Origin of the sequence: Streptomyces sp. NPDC048258, assembly GCF_043201995.1 — a bacterium.
Lineage (GTDB): Bacteria > Actinomycetota > Actinomycetes > Streptomycetales > Streptomycetaceae > Streptomyces.
In genome coordinates this window covers 55,507-77,569 of record NZ_JBICZH010000006.1, presented here as the reverse complement: position 1 = coordinate 77,569, position 22,063 = coordinate 55,507, and the positions used below count along the sequence as shown (strand labels likewise).

The 22,063-nt window shown below is 72.6% G+C and carries 20 protein-coding genes; 7 read left to right on the top strand and 13 right to left on the bottom strand.

Translation table 11 applies throughout. From position 1 onward, the window contains the following. On the top strand, positions 1 to 609 hold the full coding sequence (locus tag ACGFYQ_RS16095) for a TetR family transcriptional regulator C-terminal domain-containing protein (RefSeq protein WP_393744217.1): 609 nt from the start codon (positions 1 to 3) through the stop codon (positions 607 to 609). Here ACGFYQ_RS16095 and ACGFYQ_RS16090 read toward each other — a convergent pair. From ACGFYQ_RS16090 to ACGFYQ_RS16045, 10 genes are all read right to left on the bottom strand, one after another. Then, on the bottom strand, positions 599 to 1,597 hold the full coding sequence (locus tag ACGFYQ_RS16090; protein WP_393744215.1) for an NAD(P)H-quinone oxidoreductase: 999 nt from the start codon (positions 1,595 to 1,597) through the stop codon (positions 599 to 601). The two genes, ACGFYQ_RS16095 and ACGFYQ_RS16090, sit on opposite strands and share 11 nt — an antisense overlap. Positions 1,598 to 1,623: 26 nt before the next feature. Next, positions 1,624 to 2,724, bottom strand: a complete 1,101-nt coding sequence (locus ACGFYQ_RS16085) for a potassium channel family protein (RefSeq protein ID WP_393744213.1) — start codon at positions 2,722 to 2,724, stop codon at positions 1,624 to 1,626. Then, complete coding sequence (locus ACGFYQ_RS16080; RefSeq protein WP_393744210.1) at positions 2,712 to 4,091, bottom strand: molybdopterin molybdotransferase MoeA; 1,380 nt, start codon at positions 4,089 to 4,091, stop codon at positions 2,712 to 2,714. Before ACGFYQ_RS16080 ends, ACGFYQ_RS16085 begins: the two co-directional genes overlap by 13 nt. After that, positions 4,088 to 4,957: an NTP transferase domain-containing protein gene (locus ACGFYQ_RS16075; protein ID WP_393744208.1), complete on the bottom strand. Its 870-nt coding sequence runs from the start codon at positions 4,955 to 4,957 to the stop codon at positions 4,088 to 4,090. The genes ACGFYQ_RS16080 and ACGFYQ_RS16075 overlap by 4 nt, the downstream gene beginning before the upstream one ends. A gap of 430 nt (positions 4,958 to 5,387) precedes the next feature. After that, complete coding sequence (locus ACGFYQ_RS16070) at positions 5,388 to 5,927, bottom strand: bacterial proteasome activator family protein (RefSeq protein ID WP_393744206.1); 540 nt, start codon at positions 5,925 to 5,927, stop codon at positions 5,388 to 5,390. A gap of 81 nt (positions 5,928 to 6,008) precedes the next feature. Beyond that, on the bottom strand, positions 6,009 to 8,759 hold the full coding sequence (locus tag ACGFYQ_RS16065; RefSeq protein WP_393744689.1) for an FtsX-like permease family protein: 2,751 nt from the start codon (positions 8,757 to 8,759) through the stop codon (positions 6,009 to 6,011). A 101-nt stretch (positions 8,760 to 8,860) separates the two neighbouring features. Beyond that, a complete protein-coding gene (locus ACGFYQ_RS16060) occupies positions 8,861 to 9,607 on the bottom strand; it encodes an ABC transporter ATP-binding protein (RefSeq protein WP_393744204.1) in 747 nt (248 codons plus the stop codon). 25 nt (positions 9,608 to 9,632) lie between these two features. Then, on the bottom strand, positions 9,633 to 10,301 hold the full coding sequence (locus tag ACGFYQ_RS16055; protein WP_393744202.1) for a PadR family transcriptional regulator: 669 nt from the start codon (positions 10,299 to 10,301) through the stop codon (positions 9,633 to 9,635). Positions 10,302 to 10,387: 86 nt separating this feature from the next. Continuing rightward, the gene (locus ACGFYQ_RS16050; protein ID WP_393744200.1) at positions 10,388 to 10,909 is read right to left on the bottom strand and encodes a hypothetical protein; all 522 of its coding nucleotides are present in this window, start codon (positions 10,907 to 10,909) and stop codon (positions 10,388 to 10,390) included. Positions 10,910 to 11,072: 163 nt separating this feature from the next. Continuing rightward, a complete protein-coding gene (locus ACGFYQ_RS16045) occupies positions 11,073 to 12,728 on the bottom strand; it encodes a protein kinase (RefSeq protein ID WP_393744198.1) in 1,656 nt (551 codons plus the stop codon). Between the two features lie 228 nt (positions 12,729 to 12,956). Between ACGFYQ_RS16045 and ACGFYQ_RS16040 the strand changes: the two genes are divergently transcribed. Further along, complete coding sequence (locus ACGFYQ_RS16040; protein ID WP_393744196.1) at positions 12,957 to 14,546, top strand: protein kinase; 1,590 nt, start codon at positions 12,957 to 12,959, stop codon at positions 14,544 to 14,546. A 276-nt stretch (positions 14,547 to 14,822) separates the two neighbouring features. On the opposite strand, the gene ACGFYQ_RS16035 is transcribed toward ACGFYQ_RS16040, so the two are convergent. Beyond that, a complete protein-coding gene (locus ACGFYQ_RS16035; RefSeq protein WP_393744194.1) occupies positions 14,823 to 15,485 on the bottom strand; it encodes a response regulator in 663 nt (220 codons plus the stop codon). 325 nt (positions 15,486 to 15,810) lie between these two features. Here ACGFYQ_RS16035 and pdhA point away from each other — a divergent pair, with 325 nt between their 5' ends. The 4 genes from pdhA (at position 15,811) to ACGFYQ_RS16015 (ending at position 20,473) form a co-directional block, all read left to right on the top strand. Beyond that, positions 15,811 to 17,010: a pyruvate dehydrogenase (acetyl-transferring) E1 component subunit alpha gene (pdhA, locus tag ACGFYQ_RS16030; protein ID WP_362389423.1), complete on the top strand. Its 1,200-nt coding sequence runs from the start codon at positions 15,811 to 15,813 to the stop codon at positions 17,008 to 17,010. Between the two features lie 5 nt (positions 17,011 to 17,015). Further along, the gene (locus tag ACGFYQ_RS16025; RefSeq protein WP_393744192.1) at positions 17,016 to 17,996 is read left to right on the top strand and encodes an alpha-ketoacid dehydrogenase subunit beta; all 981 of its coding nucleotides are present in this window, start codon (positions 17,016 to 17,018) and stop codon (positions 17,994 to 17,996) included. Between the two features lie 31 nt (positions 17,997 to 18,027). Beyond that, complete coding sequence (locus ACGFYQ_RS16020) at positions 18,028 to 19,413, top strand: dihydrolipoamide acetyltransferase family protein (RefSeq protein ID WP_393744687.1); 1,386 nt, start codon at positions 18,028 to 18,030, stop codon at positions 19,411 to 19,413. A 124-nt stretch (positions 19,414 to 19,537) separates the two neighbouring features. Beyond that, positions 19,538 to 20,473, top strand: a complete 936-nt coding sequence (locus ACGFYQ_RS16015; RefSeq protein ID WP_393744190.1) for a GNAT family N-acetyltransferase — start codon at positions 19,538 to 19,540, stop codon at positions 20,471 to 20,473. Between the two features lie 28 nt (positions 20,474 to 20,501). Here ACGFYQ_RS16015 and ACGFYQ_RS16010 read toward each other — a convergent pair whose 3' ends face one another. Together ACGFYQ_RS16010 and ACGFYQ_RS16005 are read right to left on the bottom strand one after the other, a co-directional pair. Further along, on the bottom strand, positions 20,502 to 20,765 hold the full coding sequence (locus tag ACGFYQ_RS16010) for a hypothetical protein (RefSeq protein ID WP_393744188.1): 264 nt from the start codon (positions 20,763 to 20,765) through the stop codon (positions 20,502 to 20,504). Between the two features lie 2 nt (positions 20,766 to 20,767). Further along, positions 20,768 to 21,094 (bottom strand): hypothetical protein, encoded by a 327-nt coding sequence (locus tag ACGFYQ_RS16005; protein ID WP_393744186.1) that lies wholly within the window; start codon positions 21,092 to 21,094, stop codon positions 20,768 to 20,770. A 140-nt stretch (positions 21,095 to 21,234) separates the two neighbouring features. On the opposite strand from ACGFYQ_RS16005, the gene ACGFYQ_RS16000 reads away from it, so the two are divergent. After that, a complete protein-coding gene (locus tag ACGFYQ_RS16000; RefSeq protein WP_393744184.1) occupies positions 21,235 to 21,999 on the top strand; it encodes a hypothetical protein in 765 nt (254 codons plus the stop codon). The last annotated feature ends 64 nt before the right edge of the window (positions 22,000 to 22,063 follow it).

Below are 22,063 nucleotides of genomic sequence, written 5' to 3'. Positions count from 1 at the left end.
GTGCGCCGCGCGAGCAGTGCGGTCCGGCCCACCGCGTACGACGGCAGCGGCGCGACCAGCTCGTGGATGTCGTGGTGCAGGACGTCCTTCGGCCGGGTCGCCGCCAGGAGCGCGGGGACGGGCCGGTGCCAGTCGCCGAAGCGGTGCTTCAGGAAGGCGAGCGGGTCCCGGTGGCGGATCCCGGGCGGGGACGCCAGTACCGCGTGCGCGCTCGTACGCCGCCTCGTGGCCCGGGACCAGGCCGAGCTGCAGGCCGCCGGAGAAGCCGCTCCGCCACCGCGCTCCGCGCCCGAGCTCGTCGACGGCTTCGCCGCCCTGGCCCGGGCCCGGCTGACGGGGGAGGGGCGGCGCCGCTCCCTCGCCCGCTACACCTGCGCGGTGGAGAGCGTCCGCGATCCGGAGCTGCGCGAGATCCTCGTCCCGCGCGACAACGCCGGCCGGGACGCCGTACGGGCCTTCGTGGCGGCCCACGGCGCCCCCGACCCGGACGCCCGCACCCTGACGCTGCTGGCCTGTGTGGACGGGCTGATCCTGGACTCCCTGCTGACCGGGGCGCCGGTCAGCAGGGACGCCCTGCAGGGGCTGGTCGCCGCCGCGCTCAGGCCGTAGCCGCAGCCGCAGGCGCGACGAGCAGCAGCTTGCCCACGTGGCTGCTCGACTCCATGACCCGGTGCGCCTCGGCGGCCTCCTCCAGGGGGAACGTCGCATGCACCACCGGCCGCACCCGCCCCGCCGACACCAGCGGCCACACGTGCTCGCGCACGGCCGCGACGATGGCCGCCTTCTCCTCCAGCGGGCGGGCCCGCAGCGAGGTGGCGGTGATCGCCGCCCGCTTGGCCAGCAGCGCGGCGAGGTTCAGTTCGGCCTTCACTCCGCCCTGGAGCCCGATGACGGCCAGCCGGCCGTTCACGGCGAGGGCGTCGACGTTCCGGGAGAGGTACTTCGCCCCCATGATGTCCAGGATCACGTCCGCCCCGGCTCCGCCCGTCGCCGCCCGCAGCTCGGCCACGAAGTCCTGCTCTCGGTAGTCGATCAGGATGTCGGCGCCCAGCTCCTTGCAGCGCGCCAGCTTCTCCGGGCCCCCGGCCGTCACCGCCACCGTCGCGCCGACCGCCTTCGCCAGCTGGACCGCCATCGTCCCGATGCCGCTGGACCCGCCGTGCACCAGCAGGGTCTCGCCGGGGCGCAGCCCGGCCACCATGAACACGTTGGACCACACGGTCGTGACGACTTCGGGCAGCGCGGCCGCCGTGACCAGGTCCACGCCCTTCGGGACGGGCAGCAGCTGGCCGGCCGGAACGGCCACCTTCTGCGCGTATCCGCCGCCGGCCAGCAGGGCGCACACCTCGTCGCCCACCGACCAGCCGGACACCCCCGGTCCGACCGCGGAGATCCGTCCGGAGCACTCCAGGCCCGGGTACCGGGAGGCGCCGGGCGGGGGATCGTAGAACCCCTGGCGCTGGAGGACGTCGGCGCGGTTCACGGCGCTCGCCGCGACCTCGACGAGGACCTCGCCCTCGCCCGCCACCGGATCGGGTACGTCGGTCCAGACGAGGGCCTCGGGGCCGCCGGGCTGCTCGATGGTGATCGCATGCATGGCCCGGAGGCTACGCCAACTCGCGCCTACTCGGCGGGACCCAGTATCACCGGCGGCGAAGTCGGCCGCGCCGCCCGGACGATGACGATGAGACGGTCCGTCAGCTGGAGCGGGCTCGCGTGCGGGTCGTCGTACGCGAGCAACCGGTGCCCGCGCAGGACGCTCACCACCAGGTCGTCCGTCTCCCGTACCGACTTGCCCACCTCGCCCCGGTTGACGGGCCGTTCGATGAGGTCGAGGCCGGTGCCCTGCTGGATCAGGTCCTCCATCACGGTGCCCGCGCTGGGGCTGAGGACGGAGAGGCCCAGCAGGCGGCCCGCCGCGCTCGCGCTCGTGATGACGGCGTCCGCGCCGGACTGGCGCAGCAGCGGCGCGTTCTCCTCCTCGCGCACCGCCGCGACGATCTTCGCGCCCCGGTTGAGCTGCCGCGCCGTCAGCGTGACCAGCACCGCCGTGTCGTCCCGCTGGGTGGCGATGATGATCTGCCGGGCCTTCTGCAACTCGGCGCGGAGCAGGACATCGGAGCGGGTGGCGTCGCCCACCACGCCCGTGAAGCCCTCCGCGTTGGCCGTGTCGATCACCTTGGTGCTGGGGTCGACGACGACGACCTGCTCTTTGGAGAGGCCGGTGGCCAGCAGCGTCTGCAGGGCCGAGCGGCCCTTGGTGCCGAAGCCGACGACCACCGTGTGCTCGCGCAAGTTCTTCCTCCAGCGGTTCAGCCGCCACTCTTCACGGGTCCGTTCCGTCAGGACCTCCAGGGTGGTCCCGACCAGGATGATCAGGAACAGCACGCGGAGCGGCGTGATCAAAAGGATGTTCGTCAGCCGGGCACTGTCGCTGTACGGGACGATGTCGCCGTAGCCGGTCGTCGAGAGCGTCACCGTCGCGTAGTAGACGCAGTCGAGCAGGTCGACCCGGCCGTTGGCGTTGTCGTGGTAGCCCTCGCGGTCGAGCCACACGATCAGGACCGTGAGGAACAGCACGAACAGGGCCATCAGCAGGCGCCGGGTGACCTGTCGCAGCGGCTTCTCGACGATGCGCTTGGGCAGTTTGATGCGCCGGGAGACGAGTTTCTCGTCGGCGCCACGGGCCATGGCGTCGGAGCCGTCGAGTTTCACGTGAAACATCCTCCGGATGCCCACGGCAGATCCAGGATCTCCAGCTCCTGCCCGGACCGGGCGCCGTGTGGCGGTACGACGGCCAGCGCGTCGGCGGCCGCCACGCCCCGCAGCATCGCGGGACCGTTGTAGCGCAGCGGCACCGCGTGCTCGCCGCTCAGCAGGACCGGGACCAGCCGGGTGTCGTACGGGTGGCCCGGTACGTCGCCGTCGACCGTGGCCGTGTAGCGGGGGCGCCGGCGGCGGCCGGCCAGGGCGCGCAGCAGCGGATCGACGAGGGTCAGCAGCCCGGAGACGGCGGCGAGGGGGTTCCCGGGCAGCCCGACCAGGTACCGGGCCGTGTTCCGGCCCTCGGCCCGTTCGTCGGCCCGTTCGTCGGCCCGTTCCTCGGCCCGTTCGTCGGCCCCTTCCTCGGCCCGGTCGCCGACGCGGGCCAGCAGCATCGGGTGGCCGGGGCGTACCGCCACGCCGTCGACCAGAAGTTCGGCGCCGGCCCGGCGCAGGACGGGGTGGACGTGGTCGACGGGCCCGGAGGCGGTGCCGCCGGTGGTGACGACGACGTCGGCGGCGGAGGTGGTGACGGCCTTGAGCAGGGCTTCGGCCCCGGCGGGGTCGTCGCCGAGCCGCCGCGTGCCGATGACCTCGGCGCCGAGGCGGGTGAGCCAGGGACCGAGCATGGGGCTCAGCGCGTCGCGGATGAGCCCGTCGTGCGGGCGGCCCTCGGTGAGGAGCTCGTCGCCGAGCACCAGGATCTCCACGCGGGGGCGGGGCCGGGTGGTCAGCTCGTCGTACCCGGCGGCCGCCGCGAGGCCCAGCACGGCGGGGGTGACCAGGGACCCGGCGGGCAGCAGCAGGTCGCCTGCGCGGCACTCCTGGCCGCGCGGGCGGATGTCCTGCCCGGTGTGCACGGGCCGGTCGGCGAAGAGCTGCGTGCCGCTCTCGCGGCAGTGCTCGCTGCGGATGACGGCGGTGGTGTCGGCGGGGATCCGGGCGCCGGTGGCGATGCGTACGGCCTCGCCGTCCGCGAGGGGCTCGGGCCGCTCGGACCCGGCCAGCACCCCGTCGCCGGCGCGGACGGTCCACGGGCCGGGACCGGCGACGGCCCAGCCGTCCATGGCGGAGGTGTCGAAGGAAGGTAGGTCGGTCAGGGCGTCCAGGGGCTCGGCCAGTACCTCGCCGAGGGCGTCCGCGAGGGTGGCCTGGTGGGTGCGGGCCCGCACCCCGCTGCCGGCGTGGACGGCGACGTCCCGGGCCCGCGGCCAGGCGGTGGCGCGGTGGCCGCCGCTCCCGCCGCCGCCCCCGCCGCCGGGCTCGGGGGTGCGGCTGACCAGGGCCAGGGCCTGGTCCAGGGCGTGTTCGGCGTCGGTGGGGGTCATCCGGAGCCGTTCTCTTGAGACGTGGTGTCGGTCTCCGCCTCGGCGGCCCAGCGCAGCGCCAGGTCGGCCGCCTTGCGGGAGGCTTCGGCGACGGCCTGGGCGGGGTCCGCCCCGGAGGCCTCGGCCCGCGCCGCCGCGTAGCCGACCAGGAAGGTGGTCAGCGGTGCGGCGGGCCGGGCGACGCCGTGCGCGGCGTCGCGGGCGAGGTCGAGCAGGGTCTTGGTGTCGACGGGGAGGTCGAGGCCCAGCTCGTTCTTGACGGCGGTGATCCATTGGTCCAGCACGGTTCCATGCTCCCTGATCCTGGCGCGGGCGACGGCGAGATCCTCCCAGGTGTCGCAGTCGAAGGAGGCGAGCGGCTGCGCCGCGACGCGGGCGAGGTCCAGTGCGGCGGTGAGGGCGCGCAGCGGGAGCCCGATGAGGTTGCCGTGCTCTGTGGCGAGGAGGGCCAGCTCGCGGCGGAGCGGTTCCGCCCGGTAGACGGCGATCAGCGGCTGGTCCCGGCCGGTCGGATCGCGCAGCAGCGCGCCCTCGCGCCCGCCGGGCGCGGTCAGCAGGGACCGTACGGTCTCCCGGTCCAGGAACGGCAGGTCCGCCGAGAGTACGAGGACCAGCCCGGCGGTGGTCTGCCGCAGTCCGGCGTCCAGCGCGGCCACCGGGCCGCCGCCGGGCGGGTCCTCGCGGGTCCAGCGCACCGGGCGGGCGGTGGCCCGGCGGCCGCCGACCACGACGGTGGTCCGGGCGTCGGGGCAGGCGTCCAGGACGCGGTCGAGGAGGGGGCGGCCGCCTACGCTCAGCGCGGGCTTGTCCGCCCCGCCGAGGCGCTGCGCTTCGCCGCCGGCCAGGACGATCGCGTCGTAGCTCATGCCCCAGAGTATGCGGCGGCGTTGTGCCCGGCGGGGCTCAGGGATCCGGGGCTCCGCCCCGTGCCCCGCGCCTCAAACGCCGGCGGGGCTGAAAGACCGGGGCTCCGCCCCGTGCCCCGCGCCTCAAACGCCGGCGGGGCTGAAAGACCGGGGCTCCGCCCCGCACCCCGCGCCTCAAACGCCGGCGGGGCTGGGTTGTGCCCGGCGAGGCTGCGTTGTGCCCGGCCAGGCTGGGTTCGGCGCGGCTGGGTTGTGCCCGGCCAGGCTGGGTTCGGCGGGGGTGGGTTGTGCTCGGCGCGGTTGTGTTCGGCGGGGGTGGGTTGTGCTCGGCGGCGCCCGTTGTGGGCGGCAGGGCCGGACACAACGGAGGCGGGTCCGCATCGCAGTGTGTGCGATGCGGACCCGCCGTTGTGCTGCTGACCGCCGGGGGCTAGAGGTACGGGCCCGAGCGGACTGCTCCGTGGCCGCCGTCATCGTCGTCGTCGTGGGGGGCGCCTGGCGGGAGGGCGCGGCGCATCTGTTCGAGCTGGGCCCGCGCCGCCATCTGCTGCGCGAACAGGGCCGTCTGGATGCCGTGGAAGAGACCCTCCAGCCAGCCCACCAACTGCGCCTGGGCGATGCGCAGTTCCGCCTCCGAGGGAATGGCCTCCTCGGTGAACGGGAGGGACAGGCGCTCCAGTTCCTCCACGAGCTCCGGGGCCAGACCGTCCTCCAGCTCCTTCACCGAGGCGGCATGGATGTCCTTGAGCCGGACCCGGCTCGCCTCGTCGAGAGGCGCGGCACGTACCTCTTCCAGGAGTTGCTTGATCATGCTGCCGATCCGCATGACCTTGGCGGGCTGTTCGACCATCTCCGTCACCGGGACCTCGCGCGACTCGTCATCGGCGCCGCCGACCGTCATCCCGTCCTGTCCGACGATCAGGACGTGCGGGGGACTGTCCTGCGACCGTTCACTCCTCGGCATCTCCATGCCGTCATTCTCTCGCACACCTTCGTTAGCAGACGGTGTGCCCCCGTACGAGCGTGATCCACCCTGTACGGGGGCACGAGATCAGCCCGCCGCCCGCCGGGCCAGGGCGCCGTTCGACCGCGTCACCAGGGCCGCCAGCAGCGCGGCGCCCAGCGGCACCGCGATCAGCAGCCACCCGAGGGTCTCCCACGGCACCGCGATCGGCACGTAGGGCACGGAGTCCATCGGCATGTAGCCCATGTCGACGCCCGACCGGTAGAGGCGCTCCAGCTCCCGCTGCTGGACGAGGCGCAGTCCGGCCGCCGGCAGCACCCCGGCCGCCGAGCCCAGGACGACGCCCATCAGGGCGACCACCCCGCACTGGAAGCCGCTCAGGGTCCGCCGCACCCGCGGGGCCGCGCCCACGGCCGCCAGGGTCTTGAGATCGGCCTCGGCGTCGGCCTGGGCGAGCCCGGTGGCGATACCGGCCGCGCCGATGGTGACGAGGCCCGCGAAGACGGTCAGGGCGAGCAGGACCAGGTCGCTGTTGGCCTGGTAGCCCGCCTCGATGCGCAGGCTAGCCTCCACGCCCATCCGGTCGATCTCCCCCTCCATCTTCTGCCGCTGTTCCGTACGGGCCGTCCCGTCGAGGGTGAAGTACGAGCCGAACGGCGCGGTGCTCAGCCCGGAGGCCTTCGCGGCCCCGGGCGGCAGGACCAGTTCCAGGCCCCAGCCCTCGGCGCCGTCGGGCGCCTGGTGGACGGGCAGCACCTTGTCCTCGCCCGGCGGGTCCTCGCCGGGCTTGACGGCGTCGGCCGCCTCCGGGTCGGTGACGAGCCGCAGGGTGACCTTGCCGTCCTTGACGTTGCGCCTGTCGAAGGAGACGGCCTGGCCCGCCTTGAGGGCGGAGACGGAGCCCGGGTCGGTGACCGCCAGTACGGCGAGCAGCTTCTCGTCGGCGACGACGGTGGCGTGCGAGGCGCTGTGCCGGGACTCCTTGCACCGCCAGTCCTGGCGCAGCGCCTTCGCCTGCTCCGGGGTGAAGGAGGCGGGGCCGTTCTCGGCCTCGCGCAGCGGGCAGCGCTGTTCCCTGGGTACGAGGATTTCGGCCCGGCCGCACCCCGGCTCCGAGGCGTACGACTCGCAGCTCGGCTTGCCGACGACCACCCGGTCCACGTCCGCCCGCTGCGCCAGCGGGAGTTCCTTGGCGAGGGCCTCGCGCAGCGCGGGCACCTCCTTGTGGCCGCTGTTCTCGGTGACCTGGAAGATGCCGGTGCCGTGCGGGAGATCGGCGACGTACTCGTGCCGGTTCTGCAGGTCCCGGCTGTGCTCGTACGTGGCCACCGCGACGGTGCCGGCCACGGCGGCCAGGACGGCGGCCACGGCGGGTGCCGTACGCCCGCGGTTGCGCACGGCGTCGCGCAGCGCGAGCCGCGGCGACAGCGGCAGCCACCGGCCGAGCCGTCCGAACAGGCCGACCAGGACCGGGGTGAGGGCGACGATGCCGAGCTCGGCGATGGCGCTGCCGCCCGCCACCACGGTGGAGCCCATGTCGGAGGTGGTGCCGTACAGGGCGATCGCGGCGCCGCCCGCGACGGCCAGAAGGCCGAGGACGGGCAGCACCCGGTTGGCGTGCCGGATCCCGCGGCGGCCGGTCAGCGAGGCCAGGACGGTCTGCCGCGAAGCGGTGATCGCCGGGACGATCGCGGCCAGCAGCCCGGTCAGCACGGCGAGCAGGGCGATGCCGGCCAGTTCCAGCGGGCGGACGTCGAAGCCGCCGAAGCGGTTGCCGAGCTGGTCCTCCAGCACCGGCCGCAGCAGGACGGTGAGCGCCACGCCGATGACGGTGCCCACGACGGCGGACACGGCGCCGATGACCAGGCCGCCCGAGAGCACGATGGCGCGGATGTGGCGCCGGTCGCCGCCGTTCGCGCCGACCAGGCCGAGCTGGCGGCGCGAGCGCCGGGCACCGACGGCGAAGGCCGGGCCGGCGAGCAGGCAGATCTCCAGCATGGCGAGGCCCACGATGGTGGCCAGGGCGGCCATTTCGGTGGCCCGGCTGCCGGTGGACTCGAACTGCTCCCTGGGTTCCTGCTGGTAGAGCGGTACCTCGGAGTCGGCGGGCGGGTTCAGGACGACGGCTCGGGACAGGACCGTCACGCCCTTGGCGTTGGCCTCCTTGACCATGTTCCACGTGAAACCATCGCCGCCGACCGTGACGAGGTAGGTGTCCTGGGTCCGCATCCCGAACCCCCCGGAGGCCCGCAGGGCTTGGTCGAGAGGGCCGAGCAGGGTCCCGGGCGGGGCGATGAGCTCGTCCTTCTTGAGCTCGGAGGGCAGTTCGTACGCGCCGACGATCTCGTACGCGGAGGTCGCGCCCCGCGGGGTGACCGCGGAGCCGACGTGGAAGCCGGAGTGCTTCAGGAAGGCGTTGGTGGCGATGACCTCGCCCGTCCGCTCGGGCAGCCGGCCGCGGTCGAGCGTGATCAGGCCCGCCACCACCGGGCTGTGCGTGTCGAGTTCGCGGAGCTCGGTGTCGAGCAGCCCGTGCGTGGTGCGGACCTTGTTGTAGGCGCTGCTGTCCTTGACGGACCGGGCGCCGGCCGGGAGCACGGCGGGCACCGCCTCCGAGGTCTCCTTGTGCGCCTTCGACGGGTCGTACGCGTCGTAGCCGCCCACGGGCGCGTAACTGGTGGCGTCGGGCTTCTGGTAGATGGGCCCGCCCATGTGCGAGATGCTCAGCGCGGCGTCGGCGCCGCCGATCCGCCGCGCCAGCGACTGCTGGGGGGAGAGCTCGGCGCTGCGCAGCGTGAGGTCGGCGGCGCTCACCCCGACGATCGGCAGGGCGATCATCGCGAGGACCAGGGCACTGCGGCCCTTGGCGCGCCAGGCGTCGCGACGGGCTATCCGCAGGGCCGCGACCCAGGAGTGGTACCAGCCTTGGAGCGAGGAGGTCACTGGCCGGCCGCCTGCCCCGAGAGGAGGGAGTCGGCCTGGCTGCGCAGGGTCTCGTCGACCACGCTGCCGTCACGCAGGAAGACCACGCGGTCCGCCCAGGCGGCGAACCGCGGTTCGTGGGTGACCAGGATCCCGGCCGCGCCCGCGTCGCAGCGGGAGCGCAGCAGGGCGAGGACGGACTCGCCCGTCTCGGAGTCCAGGGCGCCGGTGGGTTCGTCGGCGAGGACGAGGCGGCGGTCTCCCACGAGGGCGCGGGCGATGGCGACGCGCTGCTGCTGCCCGCCGGACATCTCGTCGGGGAAACGGTCGGCGAGTTCGCCCAGGCCCATCTCCTCCAGTGCGGCGAGCGCGGAGACGCGGGCCTTGCGGGCGGAGGTGCCGTCGAGTTCGCGGGGCAGGGCCACGTTCTCGGCGGCGGTGAGGGCCGGGATCAGGTTGTAGTCCTGGAAGACGTACCCGATGCTGCGGCGGCGCAGCGCGGCCAGCTCCTTGCGGCTCGCCGCGGTGATGTCGGTGCCCTCGACGATCACCCGGCCGCTGGTCGGGGTGTCGAGGCCGCCGGCGAGGGTGAGCAGCGTGGACTTGCCGGAGCCGGAGGGGCCCATGACGGCGACCAGCTCGCCGGGGAAGACGGAGAGGTTGATGCCGCGCAGGGCGTGGACCTCGGTGGCTCCGCTGCCGTGGGTGCGGATGAGCTGGTCCAACTGCAGTACGGGGCGCTGAGGCTGGTGCTGATCAGGCATGAAGGGTCCCCCCTGGGACAACGGTTCAGGCCCGCCGCGTGCGGGCGGTACGGGGCCGGTCGGTGGCGGCGGTCGTGGTCGTGGCGGCCGGGGTCGGGGCCGGGGTGTCGGCGGCCTGGGGCGGTTCGGGTGCGGCTCTCCCGTCGGCCGGCGAGGAGAGCCGGACGAGCCGGGATTCGCAGTGGTCGAGCCAGCGGGCCTCGGCCTCGGTCTGGAAGATGAGCTGTTCCAGGACCAGCAGCCAGGCGAGGTCGTCGCGTTCGCGGGACTGCCCTCTCTCGACCGCGGCGAGCGCCGTGGCCTTGAGCCGGGTGTAGTCCTGCATCGCCTTGATCGTGGCGTGCCGCTGGGACTGGATGACGGCGCGGATGTCCACGCCGGGGGCGCCCACGGCCATGGCGAGCTTGATGGACAGCTCGTCGCGGGGCGGGTTGGCGCGGTCGACCGGGCGCTCGTACCACTCGCGCAGTTCGGTGCGGCCGGTTTCGGTGATGGCGTAGAGGGTGTGTCCGGCGGCGTCCTCGCCGCCGGGGGCGACCAGGCCGTCGCGTTCCAGGCGGGCGAGGGTGGTGTACACCTGCCCGACGTTGAGCGGCCAGGTGGAGCCCGTGCGCGATTCGAACTCGGTGCGCAGCTGGGACCCGTACCGGGGACCCCGTTCGAGCAGGGCGAGAAGCCCGTGGCGGATCGACATACTCGGTATATATACCGAGTATGTTCACCTCCTGCAACCATCTCCGGTCGTACATCCCAGGGTGGACGCCGGGGCCTGAGGGGCGGTCACGAGCCTTTGCGCAGCCGCATGCCGAGGTAGCCCAGCCCCAGTCCCATCAGGGCGAATCCGGTGCCCAGCGGCAGTATGTGGGCGGCCAGGTCGGCGGCCCGTTCGTTCGGCTCGGTGCCGAGGGCCCTGACCACCGCCTCGGGCTGAGTCGGCACGACCCGCGGCGGGTCGCGGAGTTCGGGGGGTACGGGGGGTACGGGGCGCGGCGGCCGTACCGGCAGCGGGCGGGAGGCGACCAGCATCTCCGGGTTCGCGGGCTCGGTGGCGGGCCTGCCCGGCCGCTCCCGCCCGGAGCCGGCGGCGCTGCCGGCCAGCCCCTCGCGCACGTCGTCGGGCACGTCGTCCCGTACGGGCGCCGGGGCGTGCGGGCGGCCGTGCGCGGGAACGCCGAGCAGGGGAACGCCGAGCAGGGGAACGCCGTGTGCGGGAACGGCGTACGCGGGGCCGGCCGCCGCGAGCGCGGCGGCGGTCAGCACGGCCCAGGCCAGCCGGCGCGGCGGGCGGAAACCTTGGATCACGGGTGCCCCTCCCGTCCGAGAGACCGAGCTGTCCCGCCCAGATTTACATAGTGGGGCAAAAGCGGCATCCCGGGCCCCTCATCGGGGTACCCGGGATGTCGGTGTGTCGCGCCCTGACAGGGCTGAGGTGACGGCTGGGGCGAGGGCCGAGGCGCCTGAGCCGCTACTCCGGATTGCCGGTGGACACGGTCAGCGTGTACTCCGTGCCCTCCTTGTTGATCGGGTCGCCGGGCCGCGGGTTCTGCTCGAGCACCATGTCCTGGCCGTACACGGCCTCGTCCTTCTTGACGACCGTGTACTGGCCGCCCGAGGCCTGGATGCACTCCTTCACGGAGAGCAGGTTCTTGTAGCGCAGGTCCGGCGCCTGGTACTTCCCCGCGTCCTTGTAGTGCTTCGTCGGCTCCTTGCAACTCTTCGGGTCGATCGTGCGCGAGGGGTCCGGCCCCTTGAACCCGGCCTTGGCGGAGCTGCCCGTCGAGGTCCCCGGGGACGCCGTGTCCTTGCCCTTGTCGTCGTCGCCGTTCATCGCGATCGCGGCGATCAGACCGCCGACGGCCAGCAGGGCCACCGCGATGGCGCCCACGATCACCGGCATGTTCCGCTTCTCGCCCCCGGCCGGGCCGGCGGTCCCGCCGCCCGTGGTCGTCGGCGAGATCGTGTACGGCGGCGGGGTGTGCGGCGCGTACTGCTGCTGCGGCGGAGGAGTGTGGGGGTAGGCGTAGCCGCCCTGCGACTGCGGCTGCGGGGCCGGCGTCGGCGCGTACGGGGACGGCGCCTGGGTGTGCTGCGGCTGGTACGGCTGCTGCACGGACGGCGGCGCCTGGTACCCGGAGTCCACCGGCGGGAACACGGCCGAGGCCACGCCCGCGCCGCTGCCGCCCGTGCTGGCGCCCTGGACGATGACCGGGGCCCCGGTCTGCCCGGAGCCCAGCACCCGCGCGACCTCGTCGCCCATGGCCGCGGCCGTGGGGAAGCGCTCGTTCGGGTTCTTCTTCAGGGCCCGCGCCACCAGCGCGTCCATGGCCGGGGTCACCGACCGGTTGATGGAGGACGGGGCGACCGGTTCCTCCTGCACGTGCGCGTACGCGATGGCCAGCGGCGAGTCGGCGTCGAACGGGATCCGCCCGGTCAGCAGCTGGAACAGCATGATGCCGACGGAGTACAGGTCGGAGCGGGCGTCGACCCCGCGCCCCAGCGCCTGCTCGGGCGACAGGTACTGCGGGGTGCCGACGACCATGCCGGTCTGCGTCATCGAGGTGACGCCCGACTGCATGGCGCGGGCGATGCCGAAGTCCATCACCTTGACGACGCCGCGCTTGTTCACCATGACGTTGCCGGGCTTGATGTCGCGGTGGACCAGGCCCATCTCGTGGCTGGTCTCCAGCGCGGCCAGCACGTCGGCCGTCACCTTCAGCGCCTTATCCGCCGGCATCGCCCCGTACTGCCGGATGTCCGCGTCGAGCACCGAGCCGAGCGGCCGGCCCTCCACGTACTCCATGACGATGTACGGCATCACCGCGCCGTCACCCGAGCCTGAGCCGAACGTCACTTCACCTTCACCGGTATCGAATACCGAGACGATGTTCGTGTGCGACAGTTTGGCTACAGCCTGGGCCTCGCGTCGGAAACGCTCCCGGAAGGACTGCTCGCGGCCGAGGTCGCTGTGCAGGGTCTTGATGGCGACCTGCCGGTCGAGCGCCGAGTCGTACGCCAGGTACACGGAGGCCATGCCGCCCGCACCCAGCAAGTCCCTTAGCTGGTAACGGCCACCGGCCAGAGAGCCGCCCGCGTACTGGCCCTGAGTGCCGTCCTGGCTCATGACTGTTGCTTCCCCTCGGGATGTGTCCCTACGCGTCTGGCTGAGCGCATGTCGCGCCCAGTCTGCCGGAGGGCAAGCACACGTCAAGCCAGGTGCCCGTTCCGTGACCACACGGGCACAGGGCGCCTTGTCCGAACGGTGACCGGTTCCGAGGCTGTAGCGTCTACCGGAGCATCAAAGAAGAGGACACCGCTGAGCGGCGGCCGAGAGATACGACGGCGAGGACTGATGGCACCCGAACCCGAGGGAAACGGCGCCGGGATGGCCGATGGTCCTGAGCACTGGGGCGCCGGCGGCCTGGTGGGAGACGGCCGTTACCGGCTGACCCACAGGCTGGGCCGTGGCGGCATGGCCGAGGTGTTCGCCGCCGAGGACGTACGTCTCGGCCGCACCGTCGCCGTGAAGCTGCTGCGCGCCGACCTGGCCGAGGACCCGGTGTCCAAGGCCCGGTTCACCCGCGAGGCGCAGTCCGTCGCCGGGCTCAACCACCACGCCGTCGTCGCCGTGTACGACTCGGGCGAGGACCGGGTCGGCCCGAACACCGTCCCGTACATCGTGATGGAGCTGGTCGAGGGCCGCACCATCCGCGACCTGCTGATCAGCGCCGAGGCCCCGGGCCCCGAGCAGGCGCTCATCATCACCTCGGGCGTGCTCGAGGCGCTCGCCTACTCGCACCAGCACGGCATCGTGCACCGTGACATCAAGCCGGCGAACGTCATCATCACCGAGACCGGCGCGGTCAAGGTGATGGACTTCGGCATCGCCCGCGCCCTGCACGGCGCCCAGTCGACGATGACCCAGACCGGCATGGTCATGGGCACCCCGCAGTACCTGTCGCCCGAGCAGGCCCTCGGCAAGGCCGTGGACCACCGCTCCGACCTGTACGCGACCGGCTGTCTGCTGTACGAACTGCTCGCGCTGCGGCCCCCGTTCACCGGTGAGACCCCGCTGTCGGTGGTCTACCAGCACGTCCAGGACGCACCCGTGCCGCCCTCGCAGCTGCCGGAGGGCCAGCACATTCCGCTGGAACTCGACGGCTTGGTCATGCGGTCGCTGGCCAAGGACCCGGACGACCGGTTCCAGAGTGCCGAGGAGATGCGCGGGCTGGTCCAGTACGCGCTCCAGATGCTGCACGACCAGGGGCCGAACACCGGTACCTGGAACACCGGCCCGGTCACCATGTCCCTGCCGCACGGGCGGGGCGGGGCGGCGGCCACCACGGCGATGCCCGTGGGCGGCGGGACCGGCGGGCAGCAGCAGTACGCGTCGAACGCCTCGACCTCGCAGTTCCAGCGGCCGATGGTGCCGCCGCTGAACCCGGACGACGGCTCGGCCTTCCCCGGCGGGGGCGGCAACAGCCAGGGCGGCCACGGCCACGGCGGGGGCTACGACGGCTACGAGGACCGCGGCGCCGGCCGCTGGAAGATGTGGCTGTTCGCGGTGCTCGCGATCGTCGCGGTCGCCGCCGGTGTGGCCTACGCGGTCAAGACCGTGGGCGCCGGCAAGGGCGAGGAGAACAAGCCGCCGAGCAACGTCCAGACCTCCACCGGCGGGCAGCCGAGCGTCTCCGGTACCCCGCCGACCGCTTCGTCCCAGGCGAGCCCTGACGACAGCCCCACGTTCACTCCGCCCACGTCGAGCCGCAGCAGGTCCCAGACGTTCAGCACGTCGCCGTCGGCCTCGGCTTCGGCCTCGCCGTCGGCTTCGTCCTCCCCGACGAAGTCGGCCTCGTCCTCCCCGTCGCCGTCGGTGTCGAAGTCGGTCACGAACTCGCCGTCGAAGCCCGTGGAGACGGGCGGCGTCAACTCCGAGGAATGACACGCGTACGTCGGCTAGTACGTCGAAAAGAGCTGGTCAGAGTGCGTGCTGGTATTCCCGGTCGGGATTCCCGGCAAGAGAGTGCACGGTGACGAACTGAGGTTCGATCTGCGTGTAGACGGGGTCGAAGACCGCTCCGTCCACGAAATGCGGACCGGGGCCGAATAGTTCCAGTTCGGCGGTGGTCGGTTCGACGATCTGTGCGGTTCCGGTGAACTGGACCGACTACAGGCGCGAGTCCCGGGAATTGAAGTTGTCGGCGGCCGGCGGCGCCGGCTAGCGGCTTTGCTCCGCCTGCAGGCGGGCCACGTACGCGGCGGCCTGCGAGCGGCGCTCCATGCCCAGCTTGGAGAGCAGGCTGGAGACGTAGTTCTTGATCGTCTTCTCGGCCAGGTGCAGCCGCTCGCCGATGACGCGGTTGGTCAGACCCTCGCCGATCAGGTCGAGGATCTTCCGCTCCTGCTCGGTGAGGTGGGACAGCCGGTCGTCGCCCTTGCCGTTCTTGCCGTCGCGCAGCCGCTCCAGCACGCGCGCGGTGGCCACCGGGTCCAGCAGCGACTTGCCGGCCGCGACGTCACGCACGGCGCTGAGCAGCTCGTTCCCGCGGATCGCCTTGAGCACGTAGCCCGAGGCGCCGGCCATGATCGCGTCGAACAGTGCCTCGTCGTCGGCGAACGAGGTCAGCATCAGGCATTTGACGTCCTCGTTCTGGGAGCGGACCTCGCGGCACACCTCCACACCGCTGCCGTCCGGCAGGCGCACGTCGAGGACGGCCACGTCCGGGCGGGTGGCGGGGATGCGGACCATGGCGTCGGCGGCGGTGCCGGCCTCGCCGACGATCTCGATGTCCTGTTCGACCGACAACAGCTCATGGACACCCCGACGTACCACTTCGTGGTCGTCCAGGAGGAAAACCTTGATTTTTCCGTCTTCGCGCACGAAGTCAGTTTCACACACTCACCTCTTCCCTGCCGGAGTTACCCGGGATAACGTGCCGTTGTTCCCGGCCCCTGCAAGGCTGTGACCAGTGGTTGTTCCCGCTTCAGCGGATTTACTTGGAAATCCAAGCAAAAACGCAGGTCAAACGGGGTTTCGCAGTTATGCGGCGCACTGGGTAACGTGCATTGCGCAGGGCACTCGCCGGGGCACCTGTCACGCCTGAATCCCGTACACGACGCGCACACACCCCGTGCGCTGGTACGGATCCAGGTGAGCCGCACTGGACCCCGGAGAACCCGGGTGCCGGACCGACGGAGGAGCACACGTGACCGTGGAGAGCACTGCCGCGCGCAAGCCGCGACGCAGCAGTGGCACCAAGCGGGAGGCCGGCGCGGCGAGCGCCCGCAAGACCGCCGCTGCCACCGCGCAGTCGCAGGACGCCGAACCTCAGCTCGTACAGCTGCTGACGCCCGAAGGGGACCGGGTCGAGAACGCCGAGAACGCGGAATTCGCCCCCTTCGTCGCCGACATCACCACCGAGGACCTGCGCGGGCTGTACCGCGACATGGTCATGACCCGCCGCTTCGACGGCGAGGCGACTGCCCTGCAGCGCCAGGGAGAGCTGGGCCTGTGGGCCTCGCTCCTCGGCCAGGAGGCGGCGCAGATCGGCTCCGGCCGGGCGCTGAACGACGAGGACTACGTCTTCCCGACCTACCGCGAGCACGGTGTGGCCTGGTGCCGCGGGGTCGACCCGACGAACCTGCTCGGGATGTTCCGCGGTGTGAACCACGGTGGCTGGGACCCCAACACCAACAACTTCCACCTCTACACGATCGTCATCGGCTCGCAGACGCTCCACGCGACCGGTTACGCGATGGGTGTGGCCAAGGACGGCGCCGACTCCGCGGTCATCGCCTACTTCGGCGACGGCGCGTCCAGCCAGGGCGACGTCGCCGAGGCGTTCACCTTCTCGGCCGTCTACAACTCCCCCGTGGTGTTCTTCTGCCAGAACAACCAGTGGGCGATCTCCGAGCCGACCGAGCGCCAGATGCGCGTGCCGCTCTACCAGCGCGCGCAGGGCTTCGGCTTCCCGGGCGTCCGCGTCGACGGCAACGACGTGCTGGCCTGCCTGGCCGTGACCCGCTGGGCCCTGGACCGGGCGCGCCGCGGCGAGGGCCCGACCCTGGTCGAGGCGTTCACGTACCGGATGGGCGCGCACACCACCTCCGACGACCCGACGAAGTACCGGCGGGACGAGGAGACGGCGGCGTGGGAGGCGAAGGACCCGATCCTGCGCCTGAAGGCCCACCTGCTGGCCACCGGCGGTGCCGACGAGGCCTTCTTCGCCGAGCTGGAGGCGGAGAGCGAGGCGATGGGCAAGCGCGTGCGCGAGGCCGTACGCGCCATGCCCGACCCGGACACCATGGCGATCTTCGAGAACGTCTACGCGGACGGGCACGCGCTCGTCGACGAGGAGCGCGCGCAGTTCGCCGCCTACCTCGCGTCCTTCGAGGGTGGGGAGTGACCACCATGGCCATCGAGAAGATGTCTATCGCGAAGGCGCTCAACGAGTCGCTGCGCAAGGCCCTGGAGCAGGACCCGAAGGTCCTGATCATGGGCGAGGACGTCGGCAAGCTGGGCGGTGTCTTCCGGATCACCGACGGCCTGCAGAAGGACTTCGGCGAGGAGCGGGTCATCGACACCCCGCTCGCCGAGTCGGGCATCGTCGGCACGGCCATCGGGCTCGCGCTGCGCGGCTACCGGCCGGTCGTGGAGATCCAGTTCGACGGCTTCGTCTTCCCTGCGTACGACCAGATCGTCACGCAGCTCGCGAAGATGCACGCGCGCGCCCTCGGCAAGATCAAGATGCCGGTCGTCATCCGTATCCCGTACGCGGGCGGCATCGGCGCGGTCGAGCACCACAGCGAGTCCCCCGAGACGCTCTTCGCGCACGTCCCGGGCCTGAAGGTGGTCTCTCCGTCGAACGCGAGCGACGCGTACTGGATGCTCCAGCAGGCGATCCTCAGCGACGACCCGGTGATCTTCTTCGAGCCGAAGCGCCGCTACTGGGACAAGGGCGAGGTCGACGTCGACGCGATCCCGTACCCGCTGCACAAGGCGCGGGTGGCCCGCGAGGGCGCGGACATCACGCTGGCCGCCTACGGTCCGATGGTGAAGGTCTGCCTGGAGGCCGCGGCCGCGGCGGCCGAGGAGGGCAAGTCGGTGGAGGTCGTCGACCTGCGCTCGATGTCCCCGGTCGACTTCGACGGACTGCAGGCGTCGGTGGAGAAGACCCGCCGGCTCGTGGTCGTCCACGAGGCGCCGGTCTTCCTGGGCGTGGGCTCGGAGATCGCCGCTCGCATCACGGAGCGGTGCTTCTACCACCTGGAGGCTCCGGTGCTGCGCGTGGGCGGTTTCCACGCCCCGTACCCGCCGGCCCGCCTGGAGGACGAGTACCTGCCGGGCCTGGACAGGGTGCTCGACGCCGTCGACCGCTCGCTGGCGTACTGAGGAGAGCCCTGTGACGATCCGCGAATTCAAGATGCCCGATGTGGGCGAGGGCCTCACCGAGGCCGAGATCCTCAAGTGGTACGTCCAGCCGGGTGACACGGTCACCGACGGCCAGGTCGTCTGCGAGGTCGAGACGGCCAAGGCCGCCGTGGAGCTGCCGATCCCGTTCGACGGCGTCGTGCACGCGCTCCTCTTCGAGGAGGGCACCACGGTCGACGTCGGCCAGGTGATCATCTCGGTGCAGACCGAGGGTGGCGCCGCGGCCGAGGCCCCGGTCCAGGAGGCGGCCCCGGCCGTCGCCGCCGAGGAGCCGGCCGCCCCCGAGGCGCGCCAGCCCGTCCTGGTGGGCTACGGCGTCTCCACCGCCTCCACGAAGCGCCGCCCGCGCAAGGCTCCGGCGGGCGCGGCCACGGCCGCGCAGAACGGCACGGCCCCGGCGGCTCCCGCCGCGGCCCCGGCTCCCGCCCCGGCCGCCGTCCCGGCGCAGCCGACCGGCGAGCGGCCCCTGGCCAAGCCGCCGGTGCGCAAGCTCGCCAAGGACCTCGGCATCGACCTGGCCGCGGTGGTGCCCACCGGCGACGGCGGGGTCGTGACCCGGGAGGACGTCCACGCGGCGGCCGCCGCGGCGATCACCCCGCAGGCCGCGCCCGCGCCCGCCCCCGTGGCGGCTCAGGCCCCGGCCCCGGCCGAGGTGCCGGTGCGGGAGGCACGGGAGGCCCGTGAGACCCGTATCCCGGTCAAGGGCGTCCGCAAGGTCACCGCCCAGGCCATGGTCGGCTCCGCCTTCACCGCGCCGCACGTCACCGAGTTCATCACCTTCGACGTGACCCGCACGATGAAGCTGGTCCAGGAGCTCAAGGCCGATCCGGACCTCGCGGGGCTGCGCATCAACCCGCTGCTCCTGATCGCCAAGGCCGTCCTGGTGGCCATCCGCCGCAACCCGGACGTCAACGCGTCCTGGGACGAGGCGGCCCAGGAGATCGTGCTCAAGCACTACGTCAACCTGGGCATCGCGGCGGCCACCCCCCGCGGGCTGATCGTCCCGAACATCAAGGACGCGGACGCCAAGACGCTCGGCGAGCTGTCGACGGCCCTGTCCGAGCTGGTCGCCACGGCCCGCGACGGCAAGACCTCCCCGGCGGACATGCAGAACGGCACCATCACCATCACCAACGTGGGCGTCTTCGGCGTCGACACCGGTACGCCGATCCTGAACCCCGGCGAGTCCGCGATCCTGGCGGTCGGCGCGATCAAGCTCCAGCCGTGGGTCCACAAGGGCAAGGTGAAGCCGCGCCACGTCACCACCCTGGCCCTGTCGTTCGACCACCGTCTCATCGACGGCGAACTCGGCTCCCGCTTCCTGGCCGACATCGCGGCGGTCCTGGAACACCCCCGCCGCCTGATCACCTGGTCGTAGCCACCCCGCTGTACCCACCGATGGCCGGCCTCCCCCGCGGAGGCCGGCCATCGGCCGTGTGACCTGGTGCTGACGGGGAGGAAAACCTCTGGGCAAGGTGATCACGCCGTGTGATCATCGCCGGATGTTCTTTCGCGCTGCCACCGCAGACCCCGCAGACCTGGACCGCGCAGTCGCCTACCCGGCCGACGGCCCCGTCCCCGCCCTGACCGCCGAGAAGATCCGTGAGGAGCTCGCCGCCGGACAGTTCCGCCCCGAGTGGACCTGGTTCGCCGAGGACGAGGACGGGGAGGTGCTGGCCCGCGCCCTGTGGTGGGGTCGCGCCGACAGCGAGCGTCCCATCGCGCTCGACTGCCTCCAGGTACGGGCCTCGGTGGCCGACCCGGCCGCCGTCGCCGCCGGGCTCCTCGCAGCGGGCCACGCGGCCTTCGGCGTGCAGCCCCTCTACAACCTGTCGCTGCCGCGCGGCTGGCGGACCGACCCGGCCCTGGCCGAGGCCGTCGCCTGGCGCCAGGAGGCCGCGTACAAGACCGGTCTCACGAACGAGATCGAGCGCCTGCGCTACGAGTGGACCCCGGCCGCCGGGACGGCAGAGCCCACCGGGCGGCTCGTCTTCCGCGAGGGCACGGACGAGGAGTTCCTGGAGGCCTTCCTCCGGCTGTCCGACGGCAGCCTCGACGAGCACACCCAGTCCGAACTGCGTTCCATGGACGCCGAACAGCTGGCCCGTGAGGACTTCGAGTTCTACCTCGACTGCCCCGGCGAGCGCTCCTGGTGGCGCCTCGCCCACCTGCCCGACGGCACGCTCGCGGGCATGGCGATCCCCTCCGCGACCCCGTACCACCGCAACGTCGGCTACCTGGGCGTCGTACCGGAGCAGCGCGGCCAGGGCCTGATCGACGAGATCCTGGCCGAGATCACCCGCTTCCACGCGGCCGCGGGCGCCGACCGCGTCACGGCGACCACCGACACCGTCAACCGCCCGATGGCGGCGGCCTTCGACCGCGCCGGCTACGAGGTGACGGAGATCCGCCTCGTCCTGGAGGCGCCCTCGGCGTGACCTCGTAGCCGTTGGTCGCGGGCCGGCGTCAGCCGGTGTAGTAGCCCTGGACGTCGACGACCAGGTCGGTCCGGCCGTGCGGGTTGTACAGCTCGATGTAACCGTCCGCGCTGACCGCCACGATCGTCATGGAGGCGACGTCCTTGCCGGCGCGGTAGTTCAGGCTGGACGTGGCGGGGACGGCGGTGCCGGCGGCGTGCGCCGTGATGTGGCCGTCCTCGCTCGCGTTGGTGGAGGTCGCGTTGATCACCACGGCCGCGACGCCCTCCGGCACGCCGTTCAGCCCGGTCACCTTCACCCGGGTGCTGGACCCCGGCCCGGCCTGCCCGGCCCGGCCACCGAGACCGTCACGTTCATCACGACGGCGGTCGGGACGGCACCGCTCATGAGGCCGAGCTTCTTGCTGATGTCGATCTTGGTGACGCTGCCCGGGCCGACCTTGCCCGACGGGGCTCCGTCACCGAACCGGGTGTCCACCAGGCGGTAGTTCGACACGGAGAAGTAGGTGCTGGCCGGGCCCACCTGCGGACCGTCTGCGGCGGTCGCGCTGCCGGCGGGCAGGACGGCGCCGACGGCGAGGACGAGGGCGGCCGTGGCCGCGGCACGGGATGACGAGCGCATGGAAATTTCCCCCCGGAAAGTCAGGCGGTCGGTCTGACGGCCGGCTCATGCTGGGTGGCGCCCCCTCACACCCCGACAACGGGGTTCCTGTGCGTACGGGACAGACGCGGTAGCCTCCCGCCCGGGAGAGGGGGGCCGCGGTGTCCATCGCCGAATTGCAGGTGTACTCCGTCGAGGAGGCCGACGTCACGGGCGGCGTGTGCGTGGTGCGTTGCGTCGGCGGGGTGGCGCGGGCGGGCCAGGTCTATGCGGTGGGGGAGCTGCGGCTCGGGCTGCGCCGCATAGAGCGGTACGGGCGCACCGTCGGCTTCTTCGACGCCGGGCACGTCGCGAAGGTCCATCTCACCGGCGCGGTGGTCGCGTTGCTCAGCCGGGGGCAGGTGCTGACCGCCGTGCCGCCGGACGGGCACTCGCTGGAGGAGCTGGAGGAGTGGCTGGCCACCGGCCCGCCGCTGGGCGACGAACCCCCTCCGCGGACGCTGCGCGCCCTGGCGGTGGGGTGGATGCAGGACGACCAGGTGCCGGACGGGATCCGGCTCCGCTGGGGCCGGGTGGCGCTGGCCGCGACCTACCGCTGCGCGGAGGCCGAGGGCACGGGCGAGCTGGCCCGGGGGGCCGAGCTGGCCGCCGTACGGGGCTACCTGATCCGGGAGTTCGGCCCGGAACGCGGCGGCGATCCGGCGGCCCTGTGCCGGGAGCTGCTCGCGCTGATCGACCTGAACCCGCAGGAGGCGGCGGCGCGGGGCCGGATCTGGCGGGACCTCCCGCACGGCGACATCCTGCACCTGCGCCGGATCAAGCTCCTTATCCCGTGGCTGGCCCTCGTCCGTCCGCACCTCGGGGACGGTGACCCCTTGGCGGCCTCGGTGGACGCGTGGGCGGCGGTGCGTCCGTATCTGCCGTAGGCCCCCACGTCAACGGGGGTGACATCGGCTTTCGGACAATGTGATGATGGGCGCAGTGCGCGGG

Bases quoted from the DNA above. Each gene is read 5' to 3' on its own strand.
- ACGFYQ_RS16090 (WP_393744215.1), bottom strand. From the start codon at position 1,597: ATGCATGCGATCACCATCGAGCAGCCCGGCGGCCCCGAGGCCCTCGTC.
- ACGFYQ_RS16085 (WP_393744213.1), bottom strand. From the start codon at position 2,724: ATGTTTCACGTGAAACTCGACGGCTCCGACGCCATGGCCCGTGGCGCC.
- ACGFYQ_RS16080 (WP_393744210.1), bottom strand. From the start codon at position 4,091: ATGACCCCCACCGACGCCGAACACGCCCTGGACCAGGCCCTGGCCCTG.
- ACGFYQ_RS16075 (WP_393744208.1), bottom strand. From the start codon at position 4,957: ATGAGCTACGACGCGATCGTCCTGGCCGGCGGCGAAGCGCAGCGCCTC.
- ACGFYQ_RS16070 (WP_393744206.1), bottom strand. From the start codon at position 5,927: ATGGAGATGCCGAGGAGTGAACGGTCGCAGGACAGTCCCCCGCACGTC.
- ACGFYQ_RS16065 (WP_393744689.1), bottom strand. From the start codon at position 8,759: ATGATCGCCCTGCCGATCGTCGGGGTGAGCGCCGCCGACCTCACGCTG.
- ACGFYQ_RS16060 (WP_393744204.1), bottom strand. From the start codon at position 9,607: ATGCCTGATCAGCACCAGCCTCAGCGCCCCGTACTGCAGTTGGACCAG.
- ACGFYQ_RS16055 (WP_393744202.1), bottom strand. From the start codon at position 10,301: ATGTCGATCCGCCACGGGCTTCTCGCCCTGCTCGAACGGGGTCCCCGG.
- ACGFYQ_RS16045 (WP_393744198.1), bottom strand. From the start codon at position 12,728: ATGAGCCAGGACGGCACTCAGGGCCAGTACGCGGGCGGCTCTCTGGCC.
- ACGFYQ_RS16040 (WP_393744196.1), top strand. From the start codon at position 12,957: ATGGCACCCGAACCCGAGGGAAACGGCGCCGGGATGGCCGATGGTCCT.
- ACGFYQ_RS16025 (WP_393744192.1), top strand. From the start codon at position 17,016: ATGGCCATCGAGAAGATGTCTATCGCGAAGGCGCTCAACGAGTCGCTG.
- ACGFYQ_RS16020 (WP_393744687.1), top strand. From the start codon at position 18,028: ATGCCCGATGTGGGCGAGGGCCTCACCGAGGCCGAGATCCTCAAGTGG.
- ACGFYQ_RS16015 (WP_393744190.1), top strand. From the start codon at position 19,538: ATGTTCTTTCGCGCTGCCACCGCAGACCCCGCAGACCTGGACCGCGCA.
- ACGFYQ_RS16005 (WP_393744186.1), bottom strand. From the start codon at position 21,094: ATGCGCTCGTCATCCCGTGCCGCGGCCACGGCCGCCCTCGTCCTCGCC.